Origin of the sequence: Synechococcus sp. PROS-U-1 (genome assembly GCF_014279755.1) — a bacterium.
GTDB lineage: Bacteria > Cyanobacteriota > Cyanobacteriia > PCC-6307 > Cyanobiaceae > Parasynechococcus.
This window is the reverse complement of record NZ_CP047951.1, coordinates 1657465-1681657: the sequence shown is the minus strand read 5'-3', so window position 1 is coordinate 1681657 and position 24193 is coordinate 1657465. Positions and strand designations below refer to the sequence as shown.

Below are 24193 nucleotides of genomic sequence, written 5' to 3'. Positions count from 1 at the left end.
AGGCGGACTGTCAACCCGATGACGTGATTCCCTTGGAACTTCACAGGTTGACCGTCACATCGGGCAACCCGGCTTCGGCCTGTGGAAAGAAGCCGGGTTTTCTGTGGAAAACGTGGGCCAACCGGAGTAGTGGGATCTTGATCAGAAAAACTGATCTTTGCCTCGTCGCTCCTGTCGCTTTCGAGAACCGTGTCATTGGTGACCGAGGCACGGTTTCTCTTAAGGGTTATGGACTCAATCTTTAGGAGCGTCGCTGGCGCGTTTCAGCGTTACGGGGCCCAGGGGGTGTTCCGCATGGGGATAGGGCGGGTGGTGGTGGTCATGGCTGTGGTCTGACCCATGGCTGTGGTCATGGGCAATCGGTACGCCGTCGGGTTGGCATGCCCCTGTGCACTCCAGTTCGCAGAGCGTGCAGCTTTCCGCGAGTCCTTCCACATGGTGGTGGTGGCTTTCCTGTGCACGCCCAACGTCCTGTTCGAAGCCCAGCACCTGGGCTCTGTACTTGCAGAGCGAGCAGTTCATGGCGGTGTCGCCCCGCAACACTTCCTCGACCCTCTCTTTGAAGGTGTCCACCACCAGGGTGTGGTCGCCCAGATACCCCGCCGAGAGAAACTCCACCTCCGGGTGGTCGGCTTCCACCAGAGCGGTGTGTTGGCGGATTCGGCTCACCAAAACCCCTGAAAAGAGGAAGTAGGGCACCACCACCACACGTTTGAAACCCAGCTTCACCGCATGGCGTAGCCCTGGTTCCACGAGTGGGAAGGTCACGCCGGAATACACCGTTTCTCCCCAGCCGAAGCCAAACCCTTCCACCAGTAGACGCGTCACCTTGGCCACGTTGGAGTTGGCGTCTGGATCCGATGAACCTCGACCCACCACCACCAGCAGCGTTTCGGCCAGGGGGACGTCCTGCTCCGCTTCATTCAGGCACTCCTGAACGCGGGCCCCGGCTGCCGAGACCATCAGACGGTCCACCCCCAGCTCTCGGCCGTAATCAATCGGCAGACCAGTTTCGGCGGTGTAGGTGTTGAGAACGGAGGGGATGTCGTTCTTGGCATGTCCCGCGGCGAAAAGCATGGCCGGAATGGCCAGCACTCTGGTGACGCCCTGTTGCCGAAGCGACTCAAGGCCATCACGAAGGATGGGACGGGCAAATTCGAGATAACCGTGCTCGACCGGCATCGGAGCGAGCCGTGGCCGCAGGGCTTCCACCATCTGCGCGAACTCTTCAACGGCCAATCGGTTTCGGCTGCCATGGCCGCAGATCAGAACGCCAAGTTGCTCCTTGCTGCTCTCCGCTTGCTGTTCGGCCAAAAGGTCGCTCTGCTGTTCCAATGGATTGACGATATCGGTCGCATCGCGATGGATTCAGACCGTCCCGTTTTCATCAATGCGCAGGCGGCTGATGCGAGGTGCTCTGGCCTGGTGTCTCCGCTGCCGGAAACCTTGAGTGATTGCATTCGGGATTGGAGCGGCCCACGGCCATTACGACTCTGTGGGGGGGGCACCACTTCTCGCGCCGCCGCCGACGACCACTGGACAGTGGATGTTCAAACCCACTTCAAACGCTTCGATTGGGAGCCTGCCGATCAGACGGTGTGGATCGGTGCAGGGTGGCGAATGGGTGAGGTAATCGAGGCGTTGCTTCCCTACGGCCGAACGATCCCTGCTGGTTTGTCGGGGCTGCCCGGGCTTGGGTATGTGCTCACCGGCGGCATGGGACCGCTGAGTCGACAAGTTGGGCTCGCTGTCGATCAATTGCTGGAGATTCAGGGGGTGTGGGGCGATGGAACCCCCTTTGCGCTGTCACGAGCAGCTGATGCTGGCTCGTTGGAGTGGCGTGGCCTGTGTGGAGCAGCGCCGTTTCTGGGTGTGGTGAGCGAGGTGCGCATGACCACCCAGCCAGTGCAGCCGCTGTGGGTGGAGCAGCGTTCGGTTGCTCTGGATCAACTTCCTGAGCTCATGCTCCAGGCGGAAGCATCGGATTCCAGCAACAGCCTGCAATGGCATTGGGAGAGCGACGACGCGGTGCAATCGCTCTGGGTTGGTAATGCTGCATGGGCTGGAGCGCAGCGGATCGATGGGTTGCATCAGCTCCCATCATTGAGAGGATCAGCCCCGCTGCCCCCCCGTAGTCATTCGGAGGTCGTTGGTTTGTTGGGCCCAGCAGCTGCTGAGGCCTGGGGGGATTTGATGCCGGAGCTATGCCGTTTGCTGCAGCGCCGTCCTCATCCGGGCTGCAGCCTGGCCTGTCAGCAGCTTGGGGCGGCAACGCGACAGGTCCCCGTGGAGGCCACGTCCTTCGTTCATCGCAACGCCGAGTGGAAACCCTGGATCACGGCGGCCTGGGCCCCGGGGGATATCTCGGGCCAGAGCCGCAGCCTCGATTGGCTGGACGCGGTCTGGCAGATCCTCCAGCCGGTCTGTACTGGAGTGCATCTGGCTCAGTTGCATGATCACTTGCCGTTCCATCGGAGGGAGTTGGAAGCAGCCTTCGGCCCCTGGTTGCCGGAGTTGCGAAAGCTGAAACAGCGTTTGGATCCGGCAGGCACCCTGCCATCGCTCTGATTTACGGTCGCCGCTAACCGGCATCCGCTGATGGCCAAGCGATCCAATCCAACCCTGGTGAATCAGTGGTTTGCCAATCCCACCAAAGACCTGCTCTCAGGTCTGGTGGTGGCTTTCGCCATGATCCCGGAGGCCATTGCTTTTTCGGGGATCGCTGGGGTGGATCCCAAGGTTGGTCTGTTCGGAGCCTTCTGTCTCTCGTTGACCATCGCCGTTGTGGGTGGTCGCATGGCCATGATCACTTCAGCCACGGGTTCCACGGCGCTCTTGATGACAGGGCTTGTGGCAACCGGTGAGGCACGCGGGCCAGGTCTGGGGGTTCAGTACCTGATGGTGGCCGGTCTGGTGACAGGGGTGCTGCAGATCCTCTGGGGATATCTGCGTCTGGCTTATCAGATGCGCTTCGTGCCTCAAGGCGTGCTGAGCGGGTTCGTCAATGCGCTGGCCCTTCTGATTTTTCAGGCCCAGCTGCCCCAGCTCGGTTTCAATCTCCATGCTGGGGATGCCGATCATGGAGCCTCGTCTCTGCTGCCCCACGGCGGGCAGATCCCGATCGTCTGGGGGTTGGTTCTGCTTGGCCTGCTGATCATTTATGGCCTTCCCAAGCTGACCCGGGTGGTGCCATCACAGCTGGTGGCCATCATTGTGCTGACTGCAATCAGTGTGGGCTTCAGCTTCGACATCCCCACGGTCAGCAGTCTGGGTACTCTCCCCGCCGGCCTTCCATCGTTCAGTCTTCCCTTCGGTGCCGAAGGTGTTCCCTTCAGTTTGGACACCCTGGGGCTTGTTCTTCCCACTGCCCTGGCCATCTCCCTTGTGGGCTTGATGGAAACCTTCCTCACCCAGGACATCCTCGACGACAAAACGGATACCACCACCAACAAAAACGTGGAAGCCCGGGGCCAGGGCATTGCAAATATCGTCGCGTCCCTGTTCGGTGGCATGGCCGGCTGTGCCCTTGTGGGCCAATCCGTGATGAATGTGGACAATGGCGGCCGAACGCGACTTTCAACTCTGTTTTCCGGTGTCAGTCTGCTGGCGATGATCCTGCTGGCTGGGCCTTGGCTCAAGCAAATTCCGATGGCGGCTTTGGTGGCCGTGATGATCAGCATTGCTGTCAGCACGGCTGACATCACTGGGCTCCGCAACCTGCGTCGCATACCGAAGAGCGACACTTCGGTGATGCTGATGACCTTTGCCGTCACCATGCTCACCACGCCTCACAACCTTGCCCTTGGCGTGTTGGCAGGCGTTGCTCTTGCAGGCATTCTGTTCAGCCGCAAGGTGGCCAAGGTGATTCAGGTGGAGAGCATCGAGATCAGCGATCAGGAGCGCCGCTACCGCGTTGAGGGGCAGCTGTTTTTTGTTAGCAAGGTGTACTTCCTGCAGGGATTTGATCTTCACGATCATCCCGAGCGCATCACGATTGATCTGTCTCAAGCCCACATTTGGGACCAGAGCGGCGTGACTGCGCTCGATCAGGTCATTCGCAAATTCCGCAACGGTGGTTCGGCCGTGAGCGTTGTTGGCCTCAACGAAGAAAGCCTTGATTTGTTGGAACGGATCGGCGGTCAGGAATCAGCCCATGCTTAATCCTGCTTGTTGACTTCAGAGTCTTGAGGCTGCGGTGGGATTCCCAAGCGTGGCCAGGCAGACACTGAGGTCTTGGCGCATGGCGAGGAGGCGTTGCTGAATCTGCGCATCTTCAGGATTGATCTCCACGTACCTCTCGGTCACGTCGTTGCCGATGCTCATCAACAGGCAAAGCGTTTGAAGGTCACGTCCTGCTCGCTGCTGAGCCGTCTCTAATAAAACGCTTAGCAGTGCCATTTTGTTGTTGTATGCACCGCGATCGTTGACCTCCCATGCATGAGCACCGGGAACAGTGGTTCCAGCGATCAGTCCGGCCAAAAGCCAGGCCGAGACTTTCATGGCAGTGAATTTGATTAAGGCGAAATTAAGTCGGTTCCAATCGATTTGCCTGGGATCTGGGACAATCCCACCCGATCCGTACCAAAGCTGATGTTCCGATTACGCTCGCGTGCTCTGATCGCGGCATTGGCTGGTCTGTCTGCCCTACTCGGCTCCTGCGCCTCACTGGAGAATTCAGGAGGGTCACGCCTGGAGCTCGTCAAAGCGCGAGGCGAGTTGCTTTGTGGTGTGAGCGGCAAGATTCCAGGTTTCAGTTTCCTCAGTCCTGATGGGCGTTACACCGGCATGGATGTCGACATCTGCCGCGCCATGGCTGCTGCTCTTGTGGGCGACTCTGAGAAGGTTCAGTACCGGCCTTTGACTGCGCCGGAGCGATTCACAGCATTGCGATCAGGCGAGATCGATCTTTTGTCCCGCAACACCACCCATAACCTCAGTCGCGATGCGGTTGGTGGCAATGGGCTGCGCTTTGCTCCTGTGGTCTTCCACGACGGGCAGGGGTTGATGGTGAATGCAGCCAGTGGCGTGACATCTCTGGCTGATTTGAGTGGCAAATCGATTTGCGTGGGATCGGGCACCACGACTGAACAGAATCTCAACGACGCCTTTGCGTCCCAGGGCCTCCCCTATACACCGATCAAATATCAGGATCTCAATCAGGTGGTTGGCGGCTACCTCCAGGGGCGCTGCGAAGCCATGACCTCGGACCGGTCGCAACTGGCGGCTGCGCGTTCGGGGTTCAACGATCCCCAGCAGCATCTGATTCTTGATGACAGGATCAGCAAGGAGCCTTTGGCTCCTGCCGTGGTGGGTGGTGATCAGCCCATGGGGGATGCCATGACATGGGTGATCTACGCCCTGATCGAGGCGGAGGAGCGGGGCATCACCCAATCCAATGTTGATGCGGTGGTGAAGCAAGCCGAAGCCGACCCTTCCCAGACGGCTCTGCGTCGCTTCCTGGGTGTGGATGCCGGCCTGGGTCGCAAACTCGGGCTGCCTGATGACTTTGTCGTCCAGGTGATTCGGTCGACTGGCAATTACGGCGAGATCTACAACCGTCATCTGGGACCGGAGAGCCCTGTGGCCATCCCACGGGGGGCTAACCGCCTTGCTGGTGAGGGTGGTTTGATGATTGCCCCACCCTTCACCTGATGCGGCACCGTCGTCTGCTGGTTCAGGTTGGTGTCGCCGGCGTTCTGTTCGGCTTGCTGGCCCTGTTGGTCAACAATCTGGCTGTCAATCTGATTCGCACGGGGTTGGGGCTGGGCTTTGGCTGGCTGGGCCGACCTGCAGGTTTTGCTCTGGCGGAGACCGCACTCCCCTATGCCCCCTCCGACAGCTATTTCTGGGCGTTGATCATCGGTTGGCTCAACAGCCTCAAGGTGATCGTGGCTGGCCTGTTGCTGGCCACTGTGTTGGGGGTGGCTGCTGGCTCAGCCCGCAGCAGCGGCAACCGGCTGCTGCGCAGCCTTGCCGGTGGATACGTGGCGCTGATTCGTCAGGTTCCTTTGCTTCTGCAGTTGCTGTTCTGGTACTTCGTTGCCTTTCTGGGTCTTCCTTCGGAACCGGTGGGCGGGTTGATCAGGCTCTCGAATCAGGGCATTCAGCTGTTCGGCCTGAATCTCAGCGTTGAATTTTGCGCCGTTCTCGTCGGACTCACCGTCTTTACCGGTGCATCGATTGCAGAGATCGTCCGCGGTGGCATCAATGCGGTGCCAAGGGGCCAGTGGGAGGCCTTCCGAAGCCTTGGGCTCGGAGAAGGTCTCGGCCTGCGGCGAATTGTGCTGCCTCAGGCGCTGCCGGCGATTCTTCCTGCGCTGACAAGCCAGTACCTCAATCTCGCCAAGAACAGCACCCTTGCGATTGCGGTGGGTTATGCCGATCTTTACGCCGTAAGTGACACCACCATCACGCAAACCGGCCGCGCCATCGAGGGATTCCTGCTCCTGTTGTTCAGCTTCCTGCTCCTGAATTTGCTGATCAGCGGTGGCATGGCCGCCTTCAACAGTGCGGTGCTGGGCCGTTTGAACAGGAGCCGCTGATGAACCGTTGGTTGGATCGCTCGATCACCCTTCTCCTGGTGGCCCTCCTCGGTTGGGCTGGCTGGTCGCTGCTGCATTGGTTGTTGCACACGGCCGACTGGTCTGTTGTGACAACGAATCTGCCGCTCTATGCGGTGGGCAGCTTTCCAGCGGATCAACGTTGGCGCCCGCTGCTGTGGATGGCTGGATTGATCACGCTCACGTTGCTGACCCTCTTCGGCCCGAAGCGTGGCCCTGGTCGTCGTTGGTTGCCATTGCTCTGGATCGCGATGGCACCGCTGGGACTTTGGCTCCTGGCAGGAGGCCTGGGGCTGCTGCCGGTTGGAACGCGCAGTTGGGGTGGTCTGACGCTCACGTTGCTGCTCACGGGAGGCAGCGGCGCTTTGGCGCTTCCATTGGGAATTCTGCTGGCTCTGGGCCGCCGCAGTGATCTCCCAGTGCTGCGCTGGAGCAGTGCCGCCTACATCGAGTTGATGCGGGCTGTTCCATTGATTGCAGTTTTGTTCTTCGGACAGCTGCTGATTCCGCTGTTCCTGCCGCCAGGGCTTGAGATCAACAGGGTTCTTCGGGCGGTCGTGGCGTTCGCTTTGTTTGCAGCGGCTTACATCGCTGAGGATGTGCGCGGTGGATTGCAGGCGATTCCGCCCACCCAGCGGGAAGCGGCAGCCGTGCTTGGTCTTTCTCCACCTCAATCGCTGCAATTGGTGGTGCTGCCCCAGGCGCTGCGGGTGGCGCTTCCATCGCTCACCAACCAGGCGGTGGGTCTCCTGCAAAACACAAGCTTGATGGCCATTCTCGGTTTGGTGGAATTGCTGGGCATCAGCCGCAGCCTTCTAGCGAATCCCGCTTTTATCGGTCGCTATCTGGAGGTGTACCTCTGGCTTGCTGCGGTTTACTGGCTGGCGTGTACGGCGATGGCTTTGCTGGCCCGGCACCTGGAACTTCAGCTTGACCCTGCCCGCTCTTCCCCATGACCGTTGCCATTCGTGCCACTGAGTTGGTCAAGAGCTACTCCCAAGGGGTGAGAGCTCTCGATGGGGTCACCTTCGAGGTGAACAGCGGCGAAGTCCTCGTGGTGATGGGGCCTTCAGGGTCCGGGAAGAGCACCTTGATCCGTACGTTCAATGGCTTGGAGTCGCTGGATGGCGGTGCCTTGGATGTGCTGGGGGTGCGCTTGGATGCCGCCCATGGGGTACGAGAGGTGCAGGCGATTCGCAAGCGTGTGGGGATGGTGTTTCAGCAGTTCAACCTGTTCCCCCACCTCTCCATCCTAGACAACATCACCCTTGCACCCATCAAGGTGCAGAAGCGTGCAAAGGCCGCTGCGGAGCAGCGCGCCATGGAGCTCCTCGACCAGATGGGAATTCGTGAGCAGGCGCACAAGTACCCGGCGCAACTCAGTGGCGGTCAACAACAGCGGGTGGCGATTGCCCGGGCTCTGGCCTTGGATCCAGAGGTGATGTTGTTCGATGAGCCAACCAGCGCCTTGGATCCGGAGCGGGTGAAAGAAGTGCTTGATGCAATGCGTCAGTTGGCCCAGGGCGGCATGACGATGGTGGTGGTGACCCATGAACTGGGCTTTGCTCGCGAGGTGGCGGATCGGGTGATGTTCATGGACCGGGGCCAGGTTGTGGAGACCTCCGACCCGCAGACGTTCTTCACCAATGCCAAAGAAGAACGCAGCCGCAGGTTCCTCAACCAGATGCAGCACTAAGAGAGCGTTTGTGATTGATGCCAGCCTTCACATCAGGCCGATTGTCGTTCTCTCCAAGGTTCAGAGGGTTTTCTGCTGTTTTGTTGAGGGGAGAGATCCTCGCTATTTGTTCTTCGCGTCGACTGATGTCCTGTCCAACGAAAGTAAACACTGACGCTGATCAGCCAAACCGTCACAAAAGCGAGGGTGAGCACCAGGCCGTGCATCCGAAAAAAGGTCAGCACAACATGGATCGACAGGGCAACTGACCCCCCAACCAACAATGCATTGCTCAAGACCGAAGCGACGGCTGCCTTGAAGGATTCCAACGCCGTTCGCTCCATTCCGGCTCACCATACCGAGCAAGAATTTGTGTGCCAGCCCCTTGATTTGTGCGGGAGTGCGTTGGTTGTTCAGACGTCAAGAAAAAACCCCTCCCAGCATGGGAGGGGTTGAAAGAGGTTTTGACACCTCAGGAGATGGAACTGTCGATCACTCGTCAACCTGATCGGCGGCTTCACTGTGCTCTGCAGCTGCACCGGTGGGGATCAAACGAATGGCCTTCTTGCCAAGCTTGATCTCAAACTCATCACCGGGCTCGAGATTCAACATGGCGGTGTAAGCCTTTCCGATCAGCAGGTTGCCGTTGCCCTGCACCTTGGCGATGTAGCTCAGCTTGCGGCCACCTTTGCCTATTGCAGCTCCACCGCTGCTCAGATTGACACCTTTGGCTTCGAGCAGAGCCTCGTAGAAGGCTGTGAAATTAAGGCGATCACCACCGTCTTTCTTGTCAGAGACGTAGCCGCAAGCTCTCACCAAGTCGGATTTGGAAACATCACCAAGTTCTTTGACCTTGGCAAGCAGCTCGGAACCGGTCAGCATTTTGGATGCGTCTCATTGGATACTTAATTCATAACTGATTGACTGGCTAGGTGTCAATCAGTCGACCCGAATTTTCCATGACTTAGTGGTCTGATTGCTTGGGATCTAGGGATGCGTCTCTGTGGACTGACTCTTCAGACTGTTCTCTTGTAATGAACCTTGACTGGGTGATGTTGAGCCCTGTGCAGTGCTTTCAAGGTCAGGATCATTCCCGGGTCGTCTTATCCCCGTGCTGTCAAGACTGTCTGAGCCCTCGCAAACGATCGTGTACTCGACACGATCATCGTCCGAACAGCAGAAATCGACGTAGTACCGCTCAAGTTCATCGTATGCAGCGTCATAGCTGTCGAAATGCTGCCGCGTCAGGTTGTCCTCTGTTCCGTCACTGCGCACGATGCGATGGCGTGAAGCTTGGTGCATCAGCCGAATTCACGCGACATGTCGAAGATCAGATTAAGCGTGTTGTTGGATGAATCAGCTCGGTCTGCTCCTGCTGTCTGCTGGTCGTTCAAGTTGTTGCTCAAACGATGGAACGTTTTGGGGCTGATGCGGAAGCGGCCTCAGCTTTCTAGGGTCTAGAAATGTGGTGAATGTGCCGATGCTTCGGTTTTTGCTGGAGCTTCTGCCTTCTCTGTTGATCGGGTTCTGGGCTGGAGGACGCCATGAAACCCTTTCCACCCGCTTGGCAACACCGTTGGTGCGGTTCGGGGTCCCGATCAGTGTGATGGGCCTGCTGCTCAAAGGTGGCCTCAGCGGCGACATGCTGCGGGCAGCGGGGTTTGCATGGCTGGCTATGGCCCTCGTTCTAGTGGGGGCGTCGCGTTTGCCCGGATTTGCTGAGTTGGTCTCTCCCACGCTGCGTTTGGGCAGCTGCACAGGAAACACGGCCTATTTCGGTGTCCCTCTGGCCCTGGCTTTTCTTCCCGATGAAGCCCTCCCCATCAGCATTGGCTACGACCTGGGGGCGACACTCCTGACCTGGAGCCTTGGTCCGCTGCTGATCGGTGCGCAGGTCACCGGTTCGCAACGGCTGCGCGGTCTGCTGAGCAGCATTGCGGCGAGCCCAGCAACCCGCGGTCTGATCGGCGCACTGCTGGTTCAGGCGACCCCATGGGCTGCGCTGGTGACCGACGCGCTGTGGTGGCCTTCCCGGGTGGTGATTGTGCTGGCCCTGATGGTGTTGGGCATGCGCCTCGGCAGCATCCACAGCAAGGGAATCACTTCGGCGGCACGTCCGTTGCCGCTGCTGAGGCCATTGGTGGCCAAACTCCTTCTGTATCCGTTCTTTCTGCTGCTGCTTGCATCACTGCTTCGGTTCGAGCCGCTGATGGTTCAGGCGGTTGCCTTGCAAGGGGCAGCGCCGACGGCGATTTCCCTTTTGTTGATCACAGAGTCGGTTGGGGCTGATCAGGAACGGGCTGCAGGTCTGGTGTTCTGGAGCACGCTGTTGGCGTTGTTCACTGCACCTGTCTGGGGTGTGCTGCTGCGATCTCAGTTTTGAAAACGGCGAAAGGTGAGGTTGATGCGCTGGGTCTGAACTTTTCGCCGTTGCGGAACACTGTGCATCCATCGGCTCTGACAACCCGGGTGCATGACCAACAGGTCGCCATCAGCTAACGGCAGCGACATTCGTCGTTGGGGCGTGCTGCGGTGGCGAAGCTGAAAATCCCGTGTGGCCCCGAGTGAAAGGGAGGCAATCGGAGCCCGTTGGTCAATCTCCGGTTCGTCATCAGCGTGCCAGCCCATGCGGTCCTCCCCACGGCGATACAGATTGAGCAGGCAGCCGTTGAACTGGGTTTTACAGGCTGCATTGATCTGAACCAGCAATGGTTGGAACCATTCAGGCCAACCACAGCCCGCGTGAACGGCACCGCTATACCGGTAGCGAATGCCTTTGGTGGCCAGAAACACCGTCATCCGCGGCACCGGGTGACGCTTTCCGTACACCTGCACGACCGGCTGCTGCCACAGGAGTTGTTGTTCAAGACGCGTTTGCCAGCGTCTTGCCTCGTCACCCTTAAGCCACCCTTCATGGAGGGTCCAGTCCGGTTCATGATCGGCTGGATCGATGGTCATTCGTGACGTCGGATGACGAGGTCGGTTCGTCTCCGAGACTGTCCCATACATTCGGTTGCATGGGAGCCAGAATCACCGAAGACGAATTCCTCAAACGCGCTGTACAGCGTTTCGGTGATCAATTCGATTACAGCTTGATGCGGTGGCGTAGCTACAAGAGCCCTGTTCAAATTCGCTGCAAGGAACATCCGGTTCAATTGATCACAATCACACCGGAAAAGCACCTGCAAACCTTGGGGGGATGCCGTCACTGCCTCCGCGAAAGACGCATTGCCTCGCTGGAGCGGGAACTCAACCGCAAGTCGGCAGAGCGTCCGGATCCTGCATCTCATGAGTCCTCAGTAACGCTGGAAGCAACGCCGAAACCAACCGCTTAAGGGCTGGCGATGGTGGTCTCGCTGGTTGGAGTTCTGGCACTGACCCTGGCGGGATGGTGGATCAGCCGTTCAACAGGGATCGGCCGCCAGCTCGGAACCACCATGGTGGTCCTGGTCATTGGATTTCTGGTGACGAATGTCACCGGTTGGCAGCCGGAGGCTGCTGCATCAGCTTGGGTGAGTGGCCCGCTGACGTCACTGGCCATCACCCAGCTCCTGCTCGCCGTTGATCTGCGACGGATCTGGCCGGAGGCCCAGCGGCTTTTCGGCCCCTTTGTCGTGGCTCTGCTGTCGACGCTGCTCGCTGTTCTGCTCGGGGCTGTCCTGCTCAAGCCCTGGCTCCAGGACAACAGCACTCTCCTTGCAGGCATCTACACCGCCACATTCACCGGAGGGAGCCTCAACTTTGTGTCCGTCGCCCGGACGCTGCAGCCGCCGGAGCCGCTGCTCCTCATGGCCACTGCAGCGGATCATGTGGTGTTCGCTGCTTGGTTCGGCCTCAGCATCCTGATTGGTCGTCGTTGGGCTCGACCGGTGAAATCCGCTGCGGTCTTATTGCAGCGCGGCGATCTCGATGCGCCATCGCGATCGGAGGCTCCACGGATTCTGTGGTCAATGCTCTGGGGTGGTGTCGTTCTCAGCGCAGCGGAGCTGATAACCGCTCTGATTCAGAGGGGCTGGAGTAGCTGCCCATCCATCCTGGTGCTCACCACGACGGCGTTGATCGTTGCCCAGCTTCCCGGGAGTTCCTCTCGTTCGGGTTGCTATGGGCTTGGGTTGCTGTTGATCCAACCCTTCTTCACGGTGATTGGTCTGAGCTCTCCAGTTAGCGGTTTGCTCGGCTCGGGTTGGCCTGTTTTCCTGTATGCCATTTGGATCGTTGCTGTTCAGGGGGTGCTGTTGTTGCTGCTGCACCAGTGGCAACGCTGGCCTCTTGTTGAATCGCTGGTGGCCTCTCAGGCAGCCATTGGTGGCCCCAGTACTGCTTTGGCTCTGGCGACATCCCTCAATCGCCCTGCTCTAGCCATGCCTGGGGTTGCGGTCGGATTGCTGGGCTATTTGATCGGGACTTATCTCGGTCTGTTCTCTGTGTTTCTCCTTGGTTTTGTTTGAAGGGGATTAGGCCTTCAGGCTGACCCGCTGGTAGCAGAACCAGAGCCACTGTTGGAACAAAAGGTTCCGGTGAGATCGCCAGAGGGTCTGCGGCTGGGACGCATCAAAATTCTCGGGTGGGGGAACATCACCCCGGGCCCGGTCGCGTTCCATTTCTCCGACAATTCGCCCGACGTTGTATTCGGGGTGGCCCAGGTGCATCAGCTGCCGTTGATCCGGGGTCTCGAAAATGGTGTAGCCCACTTGCTCGCCATGGGCGAGTAAACGGAGACGTCCATCCCTTTCGGCGGCTTCCATGGCGTCGTCCGGCAGCCCTGCATGACGGCTTTGGGGACAGACGAAATCATCGTCCTGGGTCCCCATCAATGGATGTCCCGGCACAAGGCTACGCATCGGGTAGATCCCAAACAGTTTCTGCGGGAACGCGACCTTGTCGACGCCAGCCAGATAGGCGAGCGCGAAACCGGCCCAGCACAGGCCGAGGGTGCTGGCGCAAGTGTCTCGCGCCTCGTTGATCAAATCAACCAATTCCGACCAGTAGCTCACCTCTTCAAACGGCAGGTGCTCCACGGGGGCACCGGTGATGATCAGGCCATCAAGGGGGCCCTGGGACATGGCTTCATCCCAACTCACATAAAGCTGGTTGAGATGGTTCTGATCCCAACTCTTGTAGGCATGGGAGTTGAGTCGAATCCAAATCGGTTCGATCTGCAGCACCGAAAGACCTAGCGGATGCAGAAGGTTGAACTCATACTGCTTGCCCAGCGGCATGATGTTGAGAATGCCGACACGCAGGGGCCGGATGTCCTGGCGTTCGGCCTGTTTAGGCTCAATCCAGGAGATCCGGTTGCGTTCAACCTCCGCGATCTTGTGGTAGCTGCGAGGAAGGATCAGCGCCATGGGGGCTGGGTTGGCATTCAGCTGAGAACTGCGAGGGCCTGCTCGAAGTCGGCCTTGATGTCGTCGATGTGTTCGAGTCCGACGGAGACCCGAACCATCGTGGGTGTCACGCCAGCGGAGGCCTGTTCAGCCTCGCTGAGTTGTTGGTGGGTCGTTGACGCGGGGTGAATGACGAGCGTTTTCGCATCGCCCACATTGGCGAGGTGGCTGGCCAGCTTGAGGCTGTCGATGAAGCGCACGGCATCGTCATAGCCGCCGTTGAGGGAGAACATCAGCATGCATCCCATGCCCCGCCCTGTCAGGTACTTTTTGGCAGCGGCGTTGTAGGGATCGCTCGCCAGGCCGGGGTAGCTCACATGGGTGATGGCGGGATGCGCATCCAGCCAGGTGGCCAGGGCCATGGCGTTTTCGGTGTGGCGCTCCACGCGCAGGCTCAGGGTCTCCAGACCTTGCAACAGCAGGAAGCTGTTGAACGGACTGACGGCTGGTCCCCAATCCCGCAGACCCTCCACCCTGGCCCGCAGCGCGAAGGCAATGTTTCGGTCATCCGGCAGGCCCAGCATCTTGCAGACGTCACTGCCGAAGCCAAACGCGTCCCAGTGCACCAAGCCGTGATATGCCGCACTGGGCTGGCTCATCAGCGGGAACTTGCCGTTGCCCCAATTGAAGGTGCCGGCATCCACGATCACGCCCCCGAGGCTGGTGCCGTGCCCTCCGATCCACTTGGTTGCACTCTCCACCACCACATCCGCGCCATGCTCAATCGGTCGTAGCAGAGCCCCACACGCGCCCAGGGTGTTGTCGACGATCAGGGGGATGCCTTTCTCTTTGGCCAACGCTGAGAGACCTTCGAAATCGGGGATGTTGAAGCGGGGATTGCCCATCGCTTCGACGTAGAGAGCTTTGGTGTTGTCGTCAATTTGTGCCGCAAAGCTCGCAACGTCATCGCCCTCTGCAAAGCGCACGTTGATTCCCAAGCGCGGGAACTGCACCTTGAATTGGTTGTAGGTGCCGCCGTAGAGATAAGACGTTGAGACGAAGTTGTCTCCCGCCTGCATGCAGTTGGTGATCGCGAGGAACTGAGCCGACTGCCCTGAGGCGGTGGCCAGAGCTGCCACCCCGCCCTCGAGGGCGGCGACGCGTTTTTCAAACACGTCGGTGGTCGGATTCATCAGTCGGGTGTAGATGTTCCCGAATTCCTTGAGACCGAAGAGGTTCGCTCCGTGTTCGGCGTCATTGAAGACGTAGGAGCTGGTCTGATAGATGGGAACCGCACGCGCGTTGGTCGCACTGTCGGGCGATTGGCCGGCGTGCAGCTGCAGGGTCTCGAAGCGGTGAGACATCGTCGTCGGCTTGGGGCACTGCCCCTGTTCTAGTCGTCAGCGAGCTCGGGTTTGTCGGTTTCCGCGAGGGACGGGAATGTGCTTCGGATCACATCCTGAATGTCCCGGTGAGCTTCGCTGCGGAAACCAGCCACGCCATCTGCGCTGAGCAGAGGGTAGGTGCGATCGCTGGCGTCCACCTCGCGGAGGTGCTTCCAGCGGTTGCTGCTGTCTTCCGCCTTCAGTGCGATGAGGGGCGCCTGGAAGTCGTAGGCCTTGGTGTTGCCGAGGGCGGCCACCTGGGCAGTCAGCTTTTCACGCACGGGGTTTAGGGCTTTGGCCTTCAGCGTGTCGGGCAAGCCCAGCACAGGCTCGTAATGGTCGAGAAGGCGGAGTTCAGCCTCCAGCAGCACAGGCCATGCACCGCGTTCGCCCTCGGCCAGGCCCATCGCAGCTTCGGCCTCGGTCATCGAATCGAGATGGAAGCGCAGCCATCGGTAGTAGGTCTTGTCTTTGATGGGTTTCTTGGCCGCAGCCCTTCCCGACACAATCGCTGGGAGAGCTTTCTCGGCCTTTCGCAGGAACAGACGATCCTCCCGTTCCAAATTCATGGCTCCCCAGCGCTGGCGGTATTCCCAGAGCTCGATGTAGCGAGCCACATCAATCTCGGACCATCCGAGACCTTTCAGTTCATCACCGCGATGGGAGGTTTCCTTGGACACCCGCTTCCTGGATCACGCCAGGTCTCAGCGTAGGTGTCGATGCTCACCGGTTCGGTGATCTGCTGGCAGGGTTGGTCTGCAGATACTCCTGAACACCAATGCGCTGCGGCTGGTTGTAGCCCACCGGCAACCAAAGATCACCGGCTGCAGCATTGAAGTGGATTTCCCAGTGATACAAACCGGTGTAGGCGGCGGGATCCTCCCTCATCAGCGAGGCATACAGAAGCACTGCGCGGCCGTAGTAATCGCTGTTGTTGTAACCCCAGAGGCCGCGGCGAATGTCTTGAAGTCCGCCCCGACGCACCAGATATCGCGCCGCAGCCTGGATGGCGTCGTGGGGGTTGCGGATGTTCCCGGCGCCAATCCCCGGTTCCGCCCAGGTGGTGGGCAGGAACTGCATGGGTCCCTGGGCATTGGCCACCGAAACGCCATCGATGCGCCCCATGCCCGTCTCCACGAGGTTCACGGCAGCTAGCACCTCCCACTCGACCCCTGTCGCGGCTTCCGCCTTGCGGTAATAGCTGAGCAGCTTGTCCGCGGGTTCGGGCTGAATGATCTGCCAGGCGGGGAGCATGGACGGTCCACGGCCACGGCTCATCCGCACGAATTCGCGCCGTGCTGCGAGGTGCCGTTCTGCCACGCTGCGCCATCGGGCAGGCAGTGTGTTGATGACGTGCTGGGCTCTGGGCTGGTCCGTGGACAAGACCCGGTAGATCACCTGTTGTTGATGCCCGAGATCGGGTAGTGCATCGCCCGGTGTGGCTGGATCCCGTAATGCCTGTTCAACTGCTGCCAGCAGCGCTGCCAGTTCGGTTGTGTCGGTTGGCACAAGGGGGTAGTGCCTGCCGTCTCGTGTTTTGGTTTGGGTCGCTTGGGCAGGAAGTGGCACCGGCGCTAGCACCACTGGAGCGGTCACCACCGTCGGGGCCACTAATGCTTCGGCTTCGGCCCGTGGTTGTTTCGGTTTAAGCAACAGCCCCCCCAGCAGGGTTGCCGTGAGAGCCGAGACAATCAGCACGTTGCGGCTGCGCATGGTGAAGCAGGGGCGCTCTGCTGACCCTACCGGTGTGGTTCAGACCGATAGAAAGGTGCTGCGGTCGTGGAAGTCCGGTTTGCGGCCGTGGCTGAGGGCCCAATGGCTCAGCCCCTCCTGACCGCGGTCGATCACCGCCGTTAGTGCCAGGTCTGGGCAGACGCCAGGCGTCCACCAGGGGTCCAGAGGAATCCGGGCGTCGAGCCGGAGCTGATGCGCCCCGCGTTGCAGCCGCACCGTTGGAGGCGCACTGAGCTCTTGCTGGTTCTGGCCGCTGCGGTAACGATCAAAGCGATAGACGGCCCAATCCCCATTGGGAGCCAGGTTCACTTCCCAATAACGTTGCCCCCCAGGGGCGGCGAGAAACGCCTCGAAGCATGTGGTGGTCCAGAGATCATCCCTGCGCCGTCCCTGTTGAAGCCCATCGTTCAAACCAGTGGGTAGCTGGAGTCCGGAGATGCCCGTGGTCGCTCTGCCCAGGACCCCGTAGCTGAGTTCCAGCCATCCTTCACTCTTCCAGACGAGCTCAGCGCTGATCCGGATCCCCGCAGGAATGGATTGTTCAAAGGGGATCAGGCGGCATGCCTGACGCAGCATCACAGCAGAACGTGCCATCTCAGTGGCTGGCGCCGTGCTCGAGATGAAGGCGCTTGATCAGGTGTTCTAAAGCGTTGAACTGGTTTTCCACCGCTTCGGTGAGCCGGAATTGCACGAGGGCTCGCTGCAGATTGTGCCCAGGCCGATCGCAGCGGAAATAGACGTCGCCCTCCAGATGATCCGTCAGGAACCGCAGCCCCAGTTCCAGCGGGATCAGACGGATGCAGTGGGGCAGATAGTGCAGGTCCCAGTCACTGAGGAACCCACCGGCCACCGACAGATAGCCCGTGAGAATCGCCTCACAGAGCTTCATGTCGAAGCGCACATCGTCCAGTAAAAGAGTTTCTTCGCCAGCTGGATTGCAGCAAGAGCGCAAGCAGTCGCCGATGTCGTAGTGAACGAGGCCTGGTTTGACCGTGTCCAGATCAATCAGCCCGATGGCCTGGTCGCTGGCCTCGTCAATCATCACGTTGTTGATCTTCGGGTCCCCGTGGATGGGACGGTGATGGAGTTCGCCGCGGGAGAGAGCTGCTTCCAGAACATCCACGCCCTGCCGACGTTGCTCCACAAACGCGCAGGCGTCGCGTTCGGCAGGGCCCATGCGGTGCGTGGCCGTGGCGATCGCATCGAAGCGTTGGAGGTAGGCCGGCGTGACGTGGAAATTTTCCAGGGTGTCCGCCAGTTGATCGGTGGGCAGGTCACTGATCAGGTGGTGGAACATCCCAAGCCCGTACCCCACTTCCTGGGCGTGGACACTGTCCCGGATTACATCACTGGTGGTGGCTGCACCGATGTAAGTGATGGAGCGCCAGAACTCTCCGTTCTGTTCGATCCAGGGAGAGGCTTCTCTCCGACAGGGAACCACTCTGGGCACTTCCCAGCGGCGTCCCTTCAGTTGTGGCGGTGGAGACGCGAGGCGGCGTTCCATGTGCTCACCCAGGGCCTGCAGGTTCTGCATCACCAGGTCGGGACGATCGAACACGCTTGTGTTCAGGCGTTGCATGACAAAGGCACCGTCCTGTCCTTCGTGAGTCACAAGGAAGGTTTCGTTGACGTTGCCGGAGCCAAGGGAGCGGATGGTTTTGATCCCTTCGCGAGGATGGAAGCGATCGGCGATGGCTTCCAGGGCCTCAGTCATGAACGGTCGCATGGGTCTCAGGCCGCACCTTGCCGTTCTTCCGACGGTCTGCCCCGTTCAGGTGTGCAGAACAGCAGCCGACTTAGGCCTCGAGCTGGCTTTCGATCACATCCATCAATTCCAGGTAGGCCGGCGTTCCGGTCTCACCGTTCTCGTCGAGGGCCATCTTTCTGCCCATGGCCTGATTGGCATTGTCTGCAATCACGGCGTTCACCACGAGGTCGAGGGCTTTGGGCACATCCAGGTTTTGCAGTGCCTCGGCATAGCGACGGCTGTGGCTTGGTCGCACCGATTCCTGGCAGTAGCTCGAGAGTTCCCGACTCTCCGTCATCACCCTGTAAGCGGTGTCTTTAACGCCAGCCCGTCCATAAATCGCCATGTAAAGCAGATTCACCATCGAAGCGTCATGGGCTGGGATCGCGAATTTGCGGGCGATTTGAGGCCAGTACCGCAGCGATTTCAGGCCTTCCAGTCCTCCTTTGCGTAAGCCTGCGGCTTCACACCACTGTTCCAACTCCTCCATGGAATGGGGGCAGCGGCCCTGAGTGCGCATCTCCTTGGCCATCACTAGCCCGGCCTGGAAATTGCGGGTTGGGCTGCCAGAGACCGGCAGCATCATGCTGCCGCGCACATCGGCCACCATGGCGGTGAGCTGGCTGAAGGTGTGGTCCCTGACCCGCTCGAAGTCGCCGTCGCGCACCAGAGTGGATTCAATCCTTGGTACGGCGTAGCCCAGTTCTGTAAGGGGAAAGGGCTGACGGTGGTACAGCCGTTGCCGGTCGGGCCGTGCCATGGACACGGTGGCCGCTTGATCCAGACACTGGTTCAGCAGCAGGGTCAGCAGCGTTGGCAACACGCCAGGGTTGTCCTGATGGAAGCCGTAGCCGAATCCGGCGAACACCGACGCCATGTTTTTGGCGGCTTTGATGAACTGCCCCTCAACGTTGTGAACACCGGCGGAGACCTGGATGTTGGGGGACAGTTGATCCATCAGCTGGGCTCCCAACATCGCTGTCAGGGCATTGGGATGGCAGAAGTTGGCCGTAAAGCTGTCGAAGGGGTTGCGCAGGGCGCCATGGCGGTGGAAGCCGGAGAAGAAGGCGAGCTCCGGTTGTTGTTCACAGAGCACATAGGCGCTGTTGCTGATCGGGTCATGGTTGAAGGATCCCGCCAAGCAGGCCAGCACCACTTGTTCCCGATTGAGCTCTTGCTTGAGACGAAGGGCTTCGTGGAGGTCTTCTTCGATGTGATTGCTGTTGGCGCTGAGCACAACGAGCTCGCAGCGCTCGATGAGATCGCTCAGGGTGTTGGCCACCAGTTCACCGCCACTGCGATGGCCACCCATCTCAAGCACGGTCTCCACGTGCTCGTCATCCATCGTTGCAATCGTCTCTTGGGGGAAGGCTCCTAGGAGATCGCGCCCAGGGCGGGGGGCCAGCAGCAGACGCCCTTCCGCGTTCTGCATGGCGCAGTTGTAGGCCAGGGAGGCCGGATAGAGCCCAACGCTGTAAAAACCAACCTTGCCGGTCGACAGCTCCTGCACGCGCTGCCGTATTGCTCCGGCGTCCAGGCTCTGGTCGAAGAAGGAATTGCGCATGGCGGCAAGCCTAAACAGCGCTACTGCAGTCCCTTGATGTGAGGAGCAGTTAGCGCAGCGATGGCTGTCGGATGCGTTGTGGCCCCCCTAAAGCATCAATTCATATAAATCAAAGGATTATTCATGAATTGAGGGACGAAATGCTTGGTCATTTTCAATGTTTTTCAGTGATGAGGATGTGTTGGCTGTATGCGTGCTTTGCGTTTAGCCTGAACAGTATTAACTTCTTGCGTCATGGTGTTTCGCAACCAATGGCTTATCGCTTCGAAACGGCGGCGACACCTTGAACAACTGGTCCAGCATTCAGGCGTTATTCGCTACTACATTCGGCGCAAGCCTTTTCATGGAATACTGGAAACAGAGTATGGAAATACTTTTACTTATAAGGTGAAAGGTGCTGTTCAAAATAATAAAACAAAGAATTGGATCAAAACGTTAATCCGCCATCTTGACGCATCCCTGGATGTTGATTTCAAAGAGGTAAGAAAATCTTCAGATGCGCATCTACGTTTTTTGGCGGCCAAGCATGTGAGTAAGCCATGGAGTAGAGATACCACGGGTGAAAGCATTTGGAATCCCAGGGGAGGGGGAGATTCGGCAGGTCTTGCAACGGTTTTGGTTAAAAAACAAAAGAACTTGTCAGATCAGATGGCAACAATTACTCACGAATTAGGCCATGTGTTGGGATTGAAGCATCCAAAAGAGAATCCCTACAGCCCAGAATTCAGCACTGCAAATACGATTATGTCTTACAACACTGCTCGTGATCCTCGGTTCGTGTATAAAGAATTTACTATTAATGATCTGCGAGCGCTGTCGAGCCTTTGGGGGTTGGAAAGTGGAAAATCGTCTTCGCTTGAGACGCGAGTTCCTTTCCCAAGTCAAGTCAATTGTGAATCCCCAAGGATTGAGGATGATTCATCCTTTGCCACGATGGTGCCGGCCAAATTTGAAACCAAAGGGGACGATTACTTGGTTGCTGATGTGCCAAATTCTAATCTTTACGGTGCAGCAGGTGATGACACCATTGTCGGTTCAAAGGGTCGGGACACCCTCGGTGGAGGTCCCGGTAATGATGTCCTGGACGGTGGGCCTGGTGGGGATGTTCTCTATGGGCATGAAGGTAAAGACCACTTCGTTGTCAGTGAGGGAGAAGGGAAGGATGTAATCAATTTCTTTGAGCAAGGGCTTGATGTCATTCATATCAAGCATGCTGGAGGTAAGCTTGCCTTGACGGAACACAAGGACGGACTGTCTGTTTCGCTTGATGGAAGCCAGCTTGTGCTGATGAAGAATATTGAGTTTAATTTTGGGCCTTGTTCTGAAGCACTTTCTGTGATTGACAATCAGTTCATCGTGTGAATCGTTGAGAGGGTTTTGTCCAGATTAATTAAAATCCTTATTCTCAGGGGCTGATTGTGGATCGGCCTTCTTTGCCATCATTAGGGTTTTTGTCTGAGTCTTACTATGTCGTAATCAATGTGCTGTGAGACGGGGTTCGTCCCATCGCTTTTGCAGTGCCAGTTTGCTTTCTTGATTTTAATTGTTAGGGAGATGCTGGACAAAGCTTCTGTCGAGCGACCGGGAATGTGGATTCATCCGTATAAAAGGACAGTGCTGTTTTACAGGGGCTTGGGCAGCTGCTCACCTCTCTGCCCCATCAGTATTTTCTGAGCTGCGCTAGCCCGATTTCAAAGGGTGGCTCAGAACTTCATCTTGGCGGTAGCTGACAGGCAGATTGGTCGCTCTGATTGGGATCGCAAGCGGATGCGATTGTTCTTTGCTGATGCCCCCAGCCCATGACCCTCACCCTCTACGGCGGACCGCGCACCCGAGCCTCGATGCCTCGCTGGTATCTGGAGGAGAAGGGAATCCCCTACGACCTAGTGGAGTTGGATCTGCGCGGCAACCAGCATCGTGAGCCTGACTATCTGGCCATCAATCCCTTCGGCAAGCTTCCATCCTTGGTGGACGACAGCCTCACCGGTGCGGATGGACAGCCGCTGAAATTATTCGAATCTGGTGCCATTTTGCTGCACTTGGCGGAGTGCCATGCCGGCGAAATTCAAACCGCGGCTCAACGCTCCCTTGTTAACCAATGGCTCCTTTTCGCTAATGCCACCCTGGCGATTTCCTTGTTTGTTCCCAGCAACCGCGAACGGGAATTCCCTCGCTTGATGGAGGAACTCAACCGGCAGCTCACGACAGGCCGTCCGCTGGTGGGAGATCACTGGGGAGCTGCTGATTGTGCGGTCACTGCTTATCTCGCTTATCTGCCGATCTTTTTTCCGCAGGAGGACCTTTCACCCTATCCAGCGATCCAGGAGCTCATCGCATCTACCCAACAGCGTCCGGCTTACCGAAAGGTGATGGGCATGGGCTGAGCAAAGGCGGTGTAATGCGGGATATGCGTGGTCGTCATGGCACCCAGTTCCCGTGATGTGTTGCTCGCCTATCGCTGGCCGGTTGCGGTGGTTCTCTCCACCGTCGTTCTCTCCTTTGCGGGGTTGCGGTTGCTCAGCAGGCCCATCCCCATCGCGATTGAGGGTGGATTGCAGGTCGACAAGCTGGTGCTTCCCCCCAGTGTCACGATCCGTTCTGACACCCCGTTGCCCGTTCAGGTTCAGGAGCAGGTGACCATCAGCGGAAATGCACCACTCGCGATCGAAGGGCCAGTCACGGTGCGTTCGATTGAGGGGGCCGTGACGGTGAATGCCGATGCACGGGTCAGCAGCGTTGAAGGAAAAGTTTCAGTCACAGCTGATCAGCCGTTGCCTGTTCAGGCGGATGTGGACGTCGACGACAAGATCACCATCGGAGGCAAGGTCGACATCGAAGGCAAGGTGAAACCCACCCTGCTTCCGATTCCTTGATCAGCCGTTGCGAGGAGCCAAGCCGTTACCGATGGTGAGCCCTTGCTCCCATCGGTTGAGCTGTCGCAGCCCCAAGCCCGATAGAGCCGCCGTCACCAAGCCGACGTTGCTCCAGGTGGTGGCTTGTCCGATGCCCACGAGAACTGCAGATCCCCAGAGCAGTGCCCAGGCCCATGGGCGGACAGCACGAATGCGCGTCAGCGCTGTTGAGCAACTGCGGCAATGGATGGTGTGGCTGAGGTATCGATCCATCAGCTCTGTTGTGGTTTGCCTGGGCGGGAGCGCTTGCCCTGCAAAGGGTTCGCCACCGTTGGTGTTCAACCAGCGGTGCAGGGCGGCCACGTAGACGTCTGCTGACGTGGGCATGAAAAAGCTGCGTTCCACGGCCGGGCTGCCACCCGCCTTTTCGACAACTCTTTCCTGCCAATGCAGGAATACCTGATCGTCCTCCAGCACCTTGTGGTTACCAATGTGCTGCAGCCAGCGTGGGCGCAATCCGATCAGGACGCGGGGCAGTGCTGACTGGAACTGGAAGGGGAAGCGGGCAAAGAGACGGCACTCGCCCCGGCGGATTGGGACCGCGTACACCACCGTGAGGATGCGGCCGAAGCCCTTGGCGGTGAGGTCGTGCCACATCAACTGGGGGGCTTTAAAGCAGGTGGACTGGGCGCCGAGCTTGCCCCGGCGCGGTCCCTCCTCCCAGAACGCGTCAAAGCCATCAGTGTCTTCCCGGGTGATTTTGGCTTCAACAGGGGCTGCGTTCTCCCGCTTGCCAACGGTTTTGTGGTGGGTGAAGGGAACGTGACTGACGTCGAGCACGTTTTCCAGCAGGGTGACGGCATCCATCGGCAGATCCCGAAAGGTGTCCTGCACCGTCCAGCTGTCTGGGTTGTCATCCAATGCCGGCACCAGGGGCAGTTGAGCGGGGTCAGCGGCATCGGGGGCACCCATCCAGACGAACAGCAGTCCTTGCCCCGTGGCTGTCGGCAAGCTGGCGCACCGGGAGCGCCGGTTGTTGGGCTGGGTGTTATCGAGCGCCTGCGGCACGCCCTGGCACTGGCCGTTGCCATCGAAACTCCAGCCGTGGTAAGGGCATTCGAGTAGCCCGTCGTCATTGATCCGCCCTTCGCTGAGCGGCACCAGACGGTGGGGGCAGACATCGGGGAACACCCGCCAGCTGTTGTGGGCGGCATCCCACCAGATCACCAGATCCCGTTCCAACAAGGTGAACCGACTCGGCGTTTTGGAGTCGAGGTCTTGCAGGTAGCTGATGGGCCACCACTGTTCGGTCCAGGTGGGATGCATGACGACCGGCGACAGAAGCGCCA

The 24193-nt window shown here is 59.0% G+C and carries 25 protein-coding genes; 12 read left to right on the top strand and 13 right to left on the bottom strand.

Annotation, left to right across the window (positions count from 1 at the left end):
• Nucleotides 1–234: 234 nt before the first annotated feature.
• Nucleotides 235–1314 carry a sirohydrochlorin chelatase gene (locus SynPROSU1_RS09335; RefSeq protein WP_186570265.1) on the bottom strand — a complete coding sequence of 360 codons (1080 nt, stop codon included), beginning with the start codon at nt 1312–1314 and terminating at the stop codon, nt 235–237.
• On the opposite strand from SynPROSU1_RS09335, the gene SynPROSU1_RS09330 reads away from it, so the two are divergent.
• Both SynPROSU1_RS09330 and SynPROSU1_RS09325 read left to right on the top strand, forming a co-directional pair.
• On the top strand, nt 1255–2568 hold the full coding sequence (locus SynPROSU1_RS09330) for an FAD-binding oxidoreductase (protein WP_255444609.1): 1314 nt from the start codon (nt 1255–1257) through the stop codon (nt 2566–2568). The genes SynPROSU1_RS09335 and SynPROSU1_RS09330 overlap by 60 nt on opposite strands.
• A gap of 30 nt (nt 2569–2598) precedes the next feature.
• Nucleotides 2599–4161 carry a SulP family inorganic anion transporter gene (locus SynPROSU1_RS09325; RefSeq protein WP_186570264.1) on the top strand — a complete coding sequence of 521 codons (1563 nt, stop codon included), beginning with the start codon at nt 2599–2601 and terminating at the stop codon, nt 4159–4161.
• 15 nt (nt 4162–4176) lie between these two features.
• Here the strand turns inward: SynPROSU1_RS09325 and SynPROSU1_RS09320 are convergent, their stop codons facing one another.
• Nucleotides 4177–4500, bottom strand: a complete 324-nt coding sequence (locus tag SynPROSU1_RS09320) for a hypothetical protein (RefSeq protein WP_186570263.1) — start codon at nt 4498–4500, stop codon at nt 4177–4179.
• 90 nt (nt 4501–4590) lie between these two features.
• On the opposite strand from SynPROSU1_RS09320, the gene SynPROSU1_RS09315 reads away from it, so the two are divergent.
• From SynPROSU1_RS09315 to SynPROSU1_RS09300, 4 genes are read left to right on the top strand one after another with little or no spacing between them, the layout of a single operon-like run.
• Nucleotides 4591–5652 carry an amino acid ABC transporter substrate-binding protein gene (locus SynPROSU1_RS09315; RefSeq protein ID WP_186570262.1) on the top strand — a complete coding sequence of 354 codons (1062 nt, stop codon included), beginning with the start codon at nt 4591–4593 and terminating at the stop codon, nt 5650–5652.
• Nucleotides 5652–6542 (top strand): ABC transporter permease subunit, encoded by an 891-nt coding sequence (locus tag SynPROSU1_RS09310; RefSeq protein WP_186570261.1) that lies wholly within the window; start codon nt 5652–5654, stop codon nt 6540–6542. Before SynPROSU1_RS09315 ends, SynPROSU1_RS09310 begins: the two co-directional genes overlap by 1 nt.
• Nucleotides 6542–7516 (top strand): amino acid ABC transporter permease, encoded by a 975-nt coding sequence (locus SynPROSU1_RS09305; protein WP_186570260.1) that lies wholly within the window; start codon nt 6542–6544, stop codon nt 7514–7516. Before SynPROSU1_RS09310 ends, SynPROSU1_RS09305 begins: the two co-directional genes overlap by 1 nt.
• The gene (locus SynPROSU1_RS09300; RefSeq protein ID WP_186570259.1) at nt 7513–8256 is read left to right on the top strand and encodes an amino acid ABC transporter ATP-binding protein; all 744 of its coding nucleotides are present in this window, start codon (nt 7513–7515) and stop codon (nt 8254–8256) included. The genes SynPROSU1_RS09305 and SynPROSU1_RS09300 overlap by 4 nt, the downstream gene beginning before the upstream one ends.
• A 32-nt stretch (nt 8257–8288) precedes the next feature.
• Here the strand turns inward: SynPROSU1_RS09300 and SynPROSU1_RS09295 are convergent, their stop codons facing one another.
• Nucleotides 8289–8579 carry a hypothetical protein gene (locus tag SynPROSU1_RS09295; protein WP_222929878.1) on the bottom strand — a complete coding sequence of 97 codons (291 nt, stop codon included), beginning with the start codon at nt 8577–8579 and terminating at the stop codon, nt 8289–8291.
• A 148-nt stretch (nt 8580–8727) separates the two neighbouring features.
• On the bottom strand, nt 8728–9117 hold the full coding sequence (locus SynPROSU1_RS09290) for an AbrB family transcriptional regulator (protein WP_006849603.1): 390 nt from the start codon (nt 9115–9117) through the stop codon (nt 8728–8730).
• 598 nt (nt 9118–9715) lie between these two features.
• Here SynPROSU1_RS09290 and SynPROSU1_RS09285 point away from each other — a divergent pair.
• Nucleotides 9716–10618: an AEC family transporter gene (locus tag SynPROSU1_RS09285; RefSeq protein WP_186570257.1), complete on the top strand. Its 903-nt coding sequence runs from the start codon at nt 9716–9718 to the stop codon at nt 10616–10618.
• Here the strand turns inward: SynPROSU1_RS09285 and SynPROSU1_RS09280 are convergent.
• Nucleotides 10609–11193, bottom strand: a complete 585-nt coding sequence (locus tag SynPROSU1_RS09280; RefSeq protein WP_186570256.1) for an alpha-ketoglutarate-dependent dioxygenase AlkB — start codon at nt 11191–11193, stop codon at nt 10609–10611. The two genes, SynPROSU1_RS09285 and SynPROSU1_RS09280, sit on opposite strands and share 10 nt — an antisense overlap.
• Nucleotides 11194–11252: 59 nt before the next feature.
• On the opposite strand from SynPROSU1_RS09280, the gene SynPROSU1_RS09275 reads away from it, so the two are divergent.
• Together SynPROSU1_RS09275 and SynPROSU1_RS09270 are read left to right on the top strand one after the other, a co-directional pair.
• The gene (locus SynPROSU1_RS09275; RefSeq protein ID WP_186570255.1) at nt 11253–11570 is read left to right on the top strand and encodes a hypothetical protein; all 318 of its coding nucleotides are present in this window, start codon (nt 11253–11255) and stop codon (nt 11568–11570) included.
• 9 nt (nt 11571–11579) lie between these two features.
• Nucleotides 11580–12683, top strand: a complete 1104-nt coding sequence (locus SynPROSU1_RS09270) for a DUF819 family protein (protein ID WP_186570254.1) — start codon at nt 11580–11582, stop codon at nt 12681–12683.
• A gap of 6 nt (nt 12684–12689) precedes the next feature.
• Here the strand turns inward: SynPROSU1_RS09270 and SynPROSU1_RS09265 are convergent, their stop codons facing one another.
• From SynPROSU1_RS09265 to SynPROSU1_RS09235, 7 genes are all read right to left on the bottom strand, one after another.
• On the bottom strand, nt 12690–13583 hold the full coding sequence (locus SynPROSU1_RS09265) for a homoserine O-succinyltransferase (RefSeq protein ID WP_186570253.1): 894 nt from the start codon (nt 13581–13583) through the stop codon (nt 12690–12692).
• 17 nt (nt 13584–13600) lie between these two features.
• Nucleotides 13601–14926, bottom strand: a complete 1326-nt coding sequence (locus tag SynPROSU1_RS09260) for an O-acetylhomoserine aminocarboxypropyltransferase/cysteine synthase family protein (RefSeq protein WP_186570252.1) — start codon at nt 14924–14926, stop codon at nt 13601–13603.
• Nucleotides 14927–14955: 29 nt separating this feature from the next.
• Entirely contained in the window at nt 14956–15627 is a 672-nt protein-coding gene (locus tag SynPROSU1_RS09255; protein ID WP_186570251.1) for a hypothetical protein, read from the bottom strand.
• A 43-nt stretch (nt 15628–15670) separates the two neighbouring features.
• Complete coding sequence (locus tag SynPROSU1_RS09250) at nt 15671–16660, bottom strand: lytic transglycosylase domain-containing protein (protein WP_186570250.1); 990 nt, start codon at nt 16658–16660, stop codon at nt 15671–15673.
• A gap of 39 nt (nt 16661–16699) precedes the next feature.
• A complete protein-coding gene (locus SynPROSU1_RS09245; protein ID WP_186570249.1) occupies nt 16700–17275 on the bottom strand; it encodes a DOMON-like domain-containing protein in 576 nt (191 codons plus the stop codon).
• Nucleotide 17276: 1 nt separating this feature from the next.
• Nucleotides 17277–18395 carry a phosphotransferase enzyme family protein gene (locus SynPROSU1_RS09240; protein WP_186570248.1) on the bottom strand — a complete coding sequence of 373 codons (1119 nt, stop codon included), beginning with the start codon at nt 18393–18395 and terminating at the stop codon, nt 17277–17279.
• A gap of 82 nt (nt 18396–18477) precedes the next feature.
• Complete coding sequence (locus SynPROSU1_RS09235; RefSeq protein WP_186570247.1) at nt 18478–19992, bottom strand: hypothetical protein; 1515 nt, start codon at nt 19990–19992, stop codon at nt 18478–18480.
• 234 nt (nt 19993–20226) lie between these two features.
• Here SynPROSU1_RS09235 and SynPROSU1_RS09230 point away from each other — a divergent pair, with 234 nt between their 5' ends.
• The 3 genes from SynPROSU1_RS09230 to SynPROSU1_RS09220 all read left to right on the top strand — a co-directional run bounded on the left by SynPROSU1_RS09230 (nt 20227) and on the right by SynPROSU1_RS09220 (nt 22865).
• Nucleotides 20227–21354 (top strand): hypothetical protein, encoded by a 1128-nt coding sequence (locus SynPROSU1_RS09230; protein WP_186570246.1) that lies wholly within the window; start codon nt 20227–20229, stop codon nt 21352–21354.
• Nucleotides 21355–21791: 437 nt separating this feature from the next.
• Nucleotides 21792–22376, top strand: coding sequence for a glutathione S-transferase family protein (locus tag SynPROSU1_RS09225; protein WP_186570245.1), 585 nt, complete (start codon nt 21792–21794; stop codon nt 22374–22376).
• A 36-nt stretch (nt 22377–22412) separates the two neighbouring features.
• Nucleotides 22413–22865, top strand: a complete 453-nt coding sequence (locus SynPROSU1_RS09220) for a hypothetical protein (RefSeq protein ID WP_186570244.1) — start codon at nt 22413–22415, stop codon at nt 22863–22865.
• Here SynPROSU1_RS09220 and SynPROSU1_RS09215 read toward each other — a convergent pair whose 3' ends face one another.
• The gene (locus SynPROSU1_RS09215) at nt 22866–24170 is read right to left on the bottom strand and encodes a Rieske 2Fe-2S domain-containing protein (protein ID WP_186572333.1); all 1305 of its coding nucleotides are present in this window, start codon (nt 24168–24170) and stop codon (nt 22866–22868) included.
• Nucleotides 24171–24193 lie beyond the last annotated feature (23 nt).

Coding starts and splice junctions, on each gene's coding strand:
- SynPROSU1_RS09330 (WP_255444609.1), top strand. CDS start 1,255: ATGGCCGCAGATCAGAACGCCAAGTTGCTCCTTGCTGCTCTCCGCTTG.
- SynPROSU1_RS09325 (WP_186570264.1), top strand. CDS start 2,599: ATGGCCAAGCGATCCAATCCAACCCTGGTGAATCAGTGGTTTGCCAAT.
- SynPROSU1_RS09320 (WP_186570263.1), bottom strand. CDS start 4,500: ATGAAAGTCTCGGCCTGGCTTTTGGCCGGACTGATCGCTGGAACCACT.
- SynPROSU1_RS09315 (WP_186570262.1), top strand. CDS start 4,591: ATGTTCCGATTACGCTCGCGTGCTCTGATCGCGGCATTGGCTGGTCTG.
- SynPROSU1_RS09310 (WP_186570261.1), top strand. CDS start 5,652: ATGCGGCACCGTCGTCTGCTGGTTCAGGTTGGTGTCGCCGGCGTTCTG.
- SynPROSU1_RS09305 (WP_186570260.1), top strand. CDS start 6,542: ATGAACCGTTGGTTGGATCGCTCGATCACCCTTCTCCTGGTGGCCCTC.
- SynPROSU1_RS09300 (WP_186570259.1), top strand. CDS start 7,513: ATGACCGTTGCCATTCGTGCCACTGAGTTGGTCAAGAGCTACTCCCAA.
- SynPROSU1_RS09295 (WP_222929878.1), bottom strand. CDS start 8,579: ATGGAGCGAACGGCGTTGGAATCCTTCAAGGCAGCCGTCGCTTCGGTC.
- SynPROSU1_RS09290 (WP_006849603.1), bottom strand. CDS start 9,117: ATGCTGACCGGTTCCGAGCTGCTTGCCAAGGTCAAAGAACTTGGTGAT.
- SynPROSU1_RS09285 (WP_186570257.1), top strand. CDS start 9,716: ATGCTTCGGTTTTTGCTGGAGCTTCTGCCTTCTCTGTTGATCGGGTTC.
- SynPROSU1_RS09280 (WP_186570256.1), bottom strand. CDS start 11,193: ATGACCATCGATCCAGCCGATCATGAACCGGACTGGACCCTCCATGAA.
- SynPROSU1_RS09275 (WP_186570255.1), top strand. CDS start 11,253: ATGGGAGCCAGAATCACCGAAGACGAATTCCTCAAACGCGCTGTACAG.
- SynPROSU1_RS09270 (WP_186570254.1), top strand. CDS start 11,580: ATGGTGGTCTCGCTGGTTGGAGTTCTGGCACTGACCCTGGCGGGATGG.
- SynPROSU1_RS09265 (WP_186570253.1), bottom strand. CDS start 13,583: ATGGCGCTGATCCTTCCTCGCAGCTACCACAAGATCGCGGAGGTTGAA.
- SynPROSU1_RS09260 (WP_186570252.1), bottom strand. CDS start 14,926: ATGTCTCACCGCTTCGAGACCCTGCAGCTGCACGCCGGCCAATCGCCC.
- SynPROSU1_RS09250 (WP_186570250.1), bottom strand. CDS start 16,660: ATGCGCAGCCGCAACGTGCTGATTGTCTCGGCTCTCACGGCAACCCTG.
- SynPROSU1_RS09245 (WP_186570249.1), bottom strand. CDS start 17,275: ATGGCACGTTCTGCTGTGATGCTGCGTCAGGCATGCCGCCTGATCCCC.
- SynPROSU1_RS09240 (WP_186570248.1), bottom strand. CDS start 18,395: ATGACTGAGGCCCTGGAAGCCATCGCCGATCGCTTCCATCCTCGCGAA.
- SynPROSU1_RS09235 (WP_186570247.1), bottom strand. CDS start 19,992: ATGCGCAATTCCTTCTTCGACCAGAGCCTGGACGCCGGAGCAATACGG.
- SynPROSU1_RS09230 (WP_186570246.1), top strand. CDS start 20,227: ATGGTGTTTCGCAACCAATGGCTTATCGCTTCGAAACGGCGGCGACAC.
- SynPROSU1_RS09225 (WP_186570245.1), top strand. CDS start 21,792: ATGACCCTCACCCTCTACGGCGGACCGCGCACCCGAGCCTCGATGCCT.
- SynPROSU1_RS09220 (WP_186570244.1), top strand. CDS start 22,413: ATGGCACCCAGTTCCCGTGATGTGTTGCTCGCCTATCGCTGGCCGGTT.
- SynPROSU1_RS09215 (WP_186572333.1), bottom strand. CDS start 24,170: ATGCATCCCACCTGGACCGAACAGTGGTGGCCCATCAGCTACCTGCAA.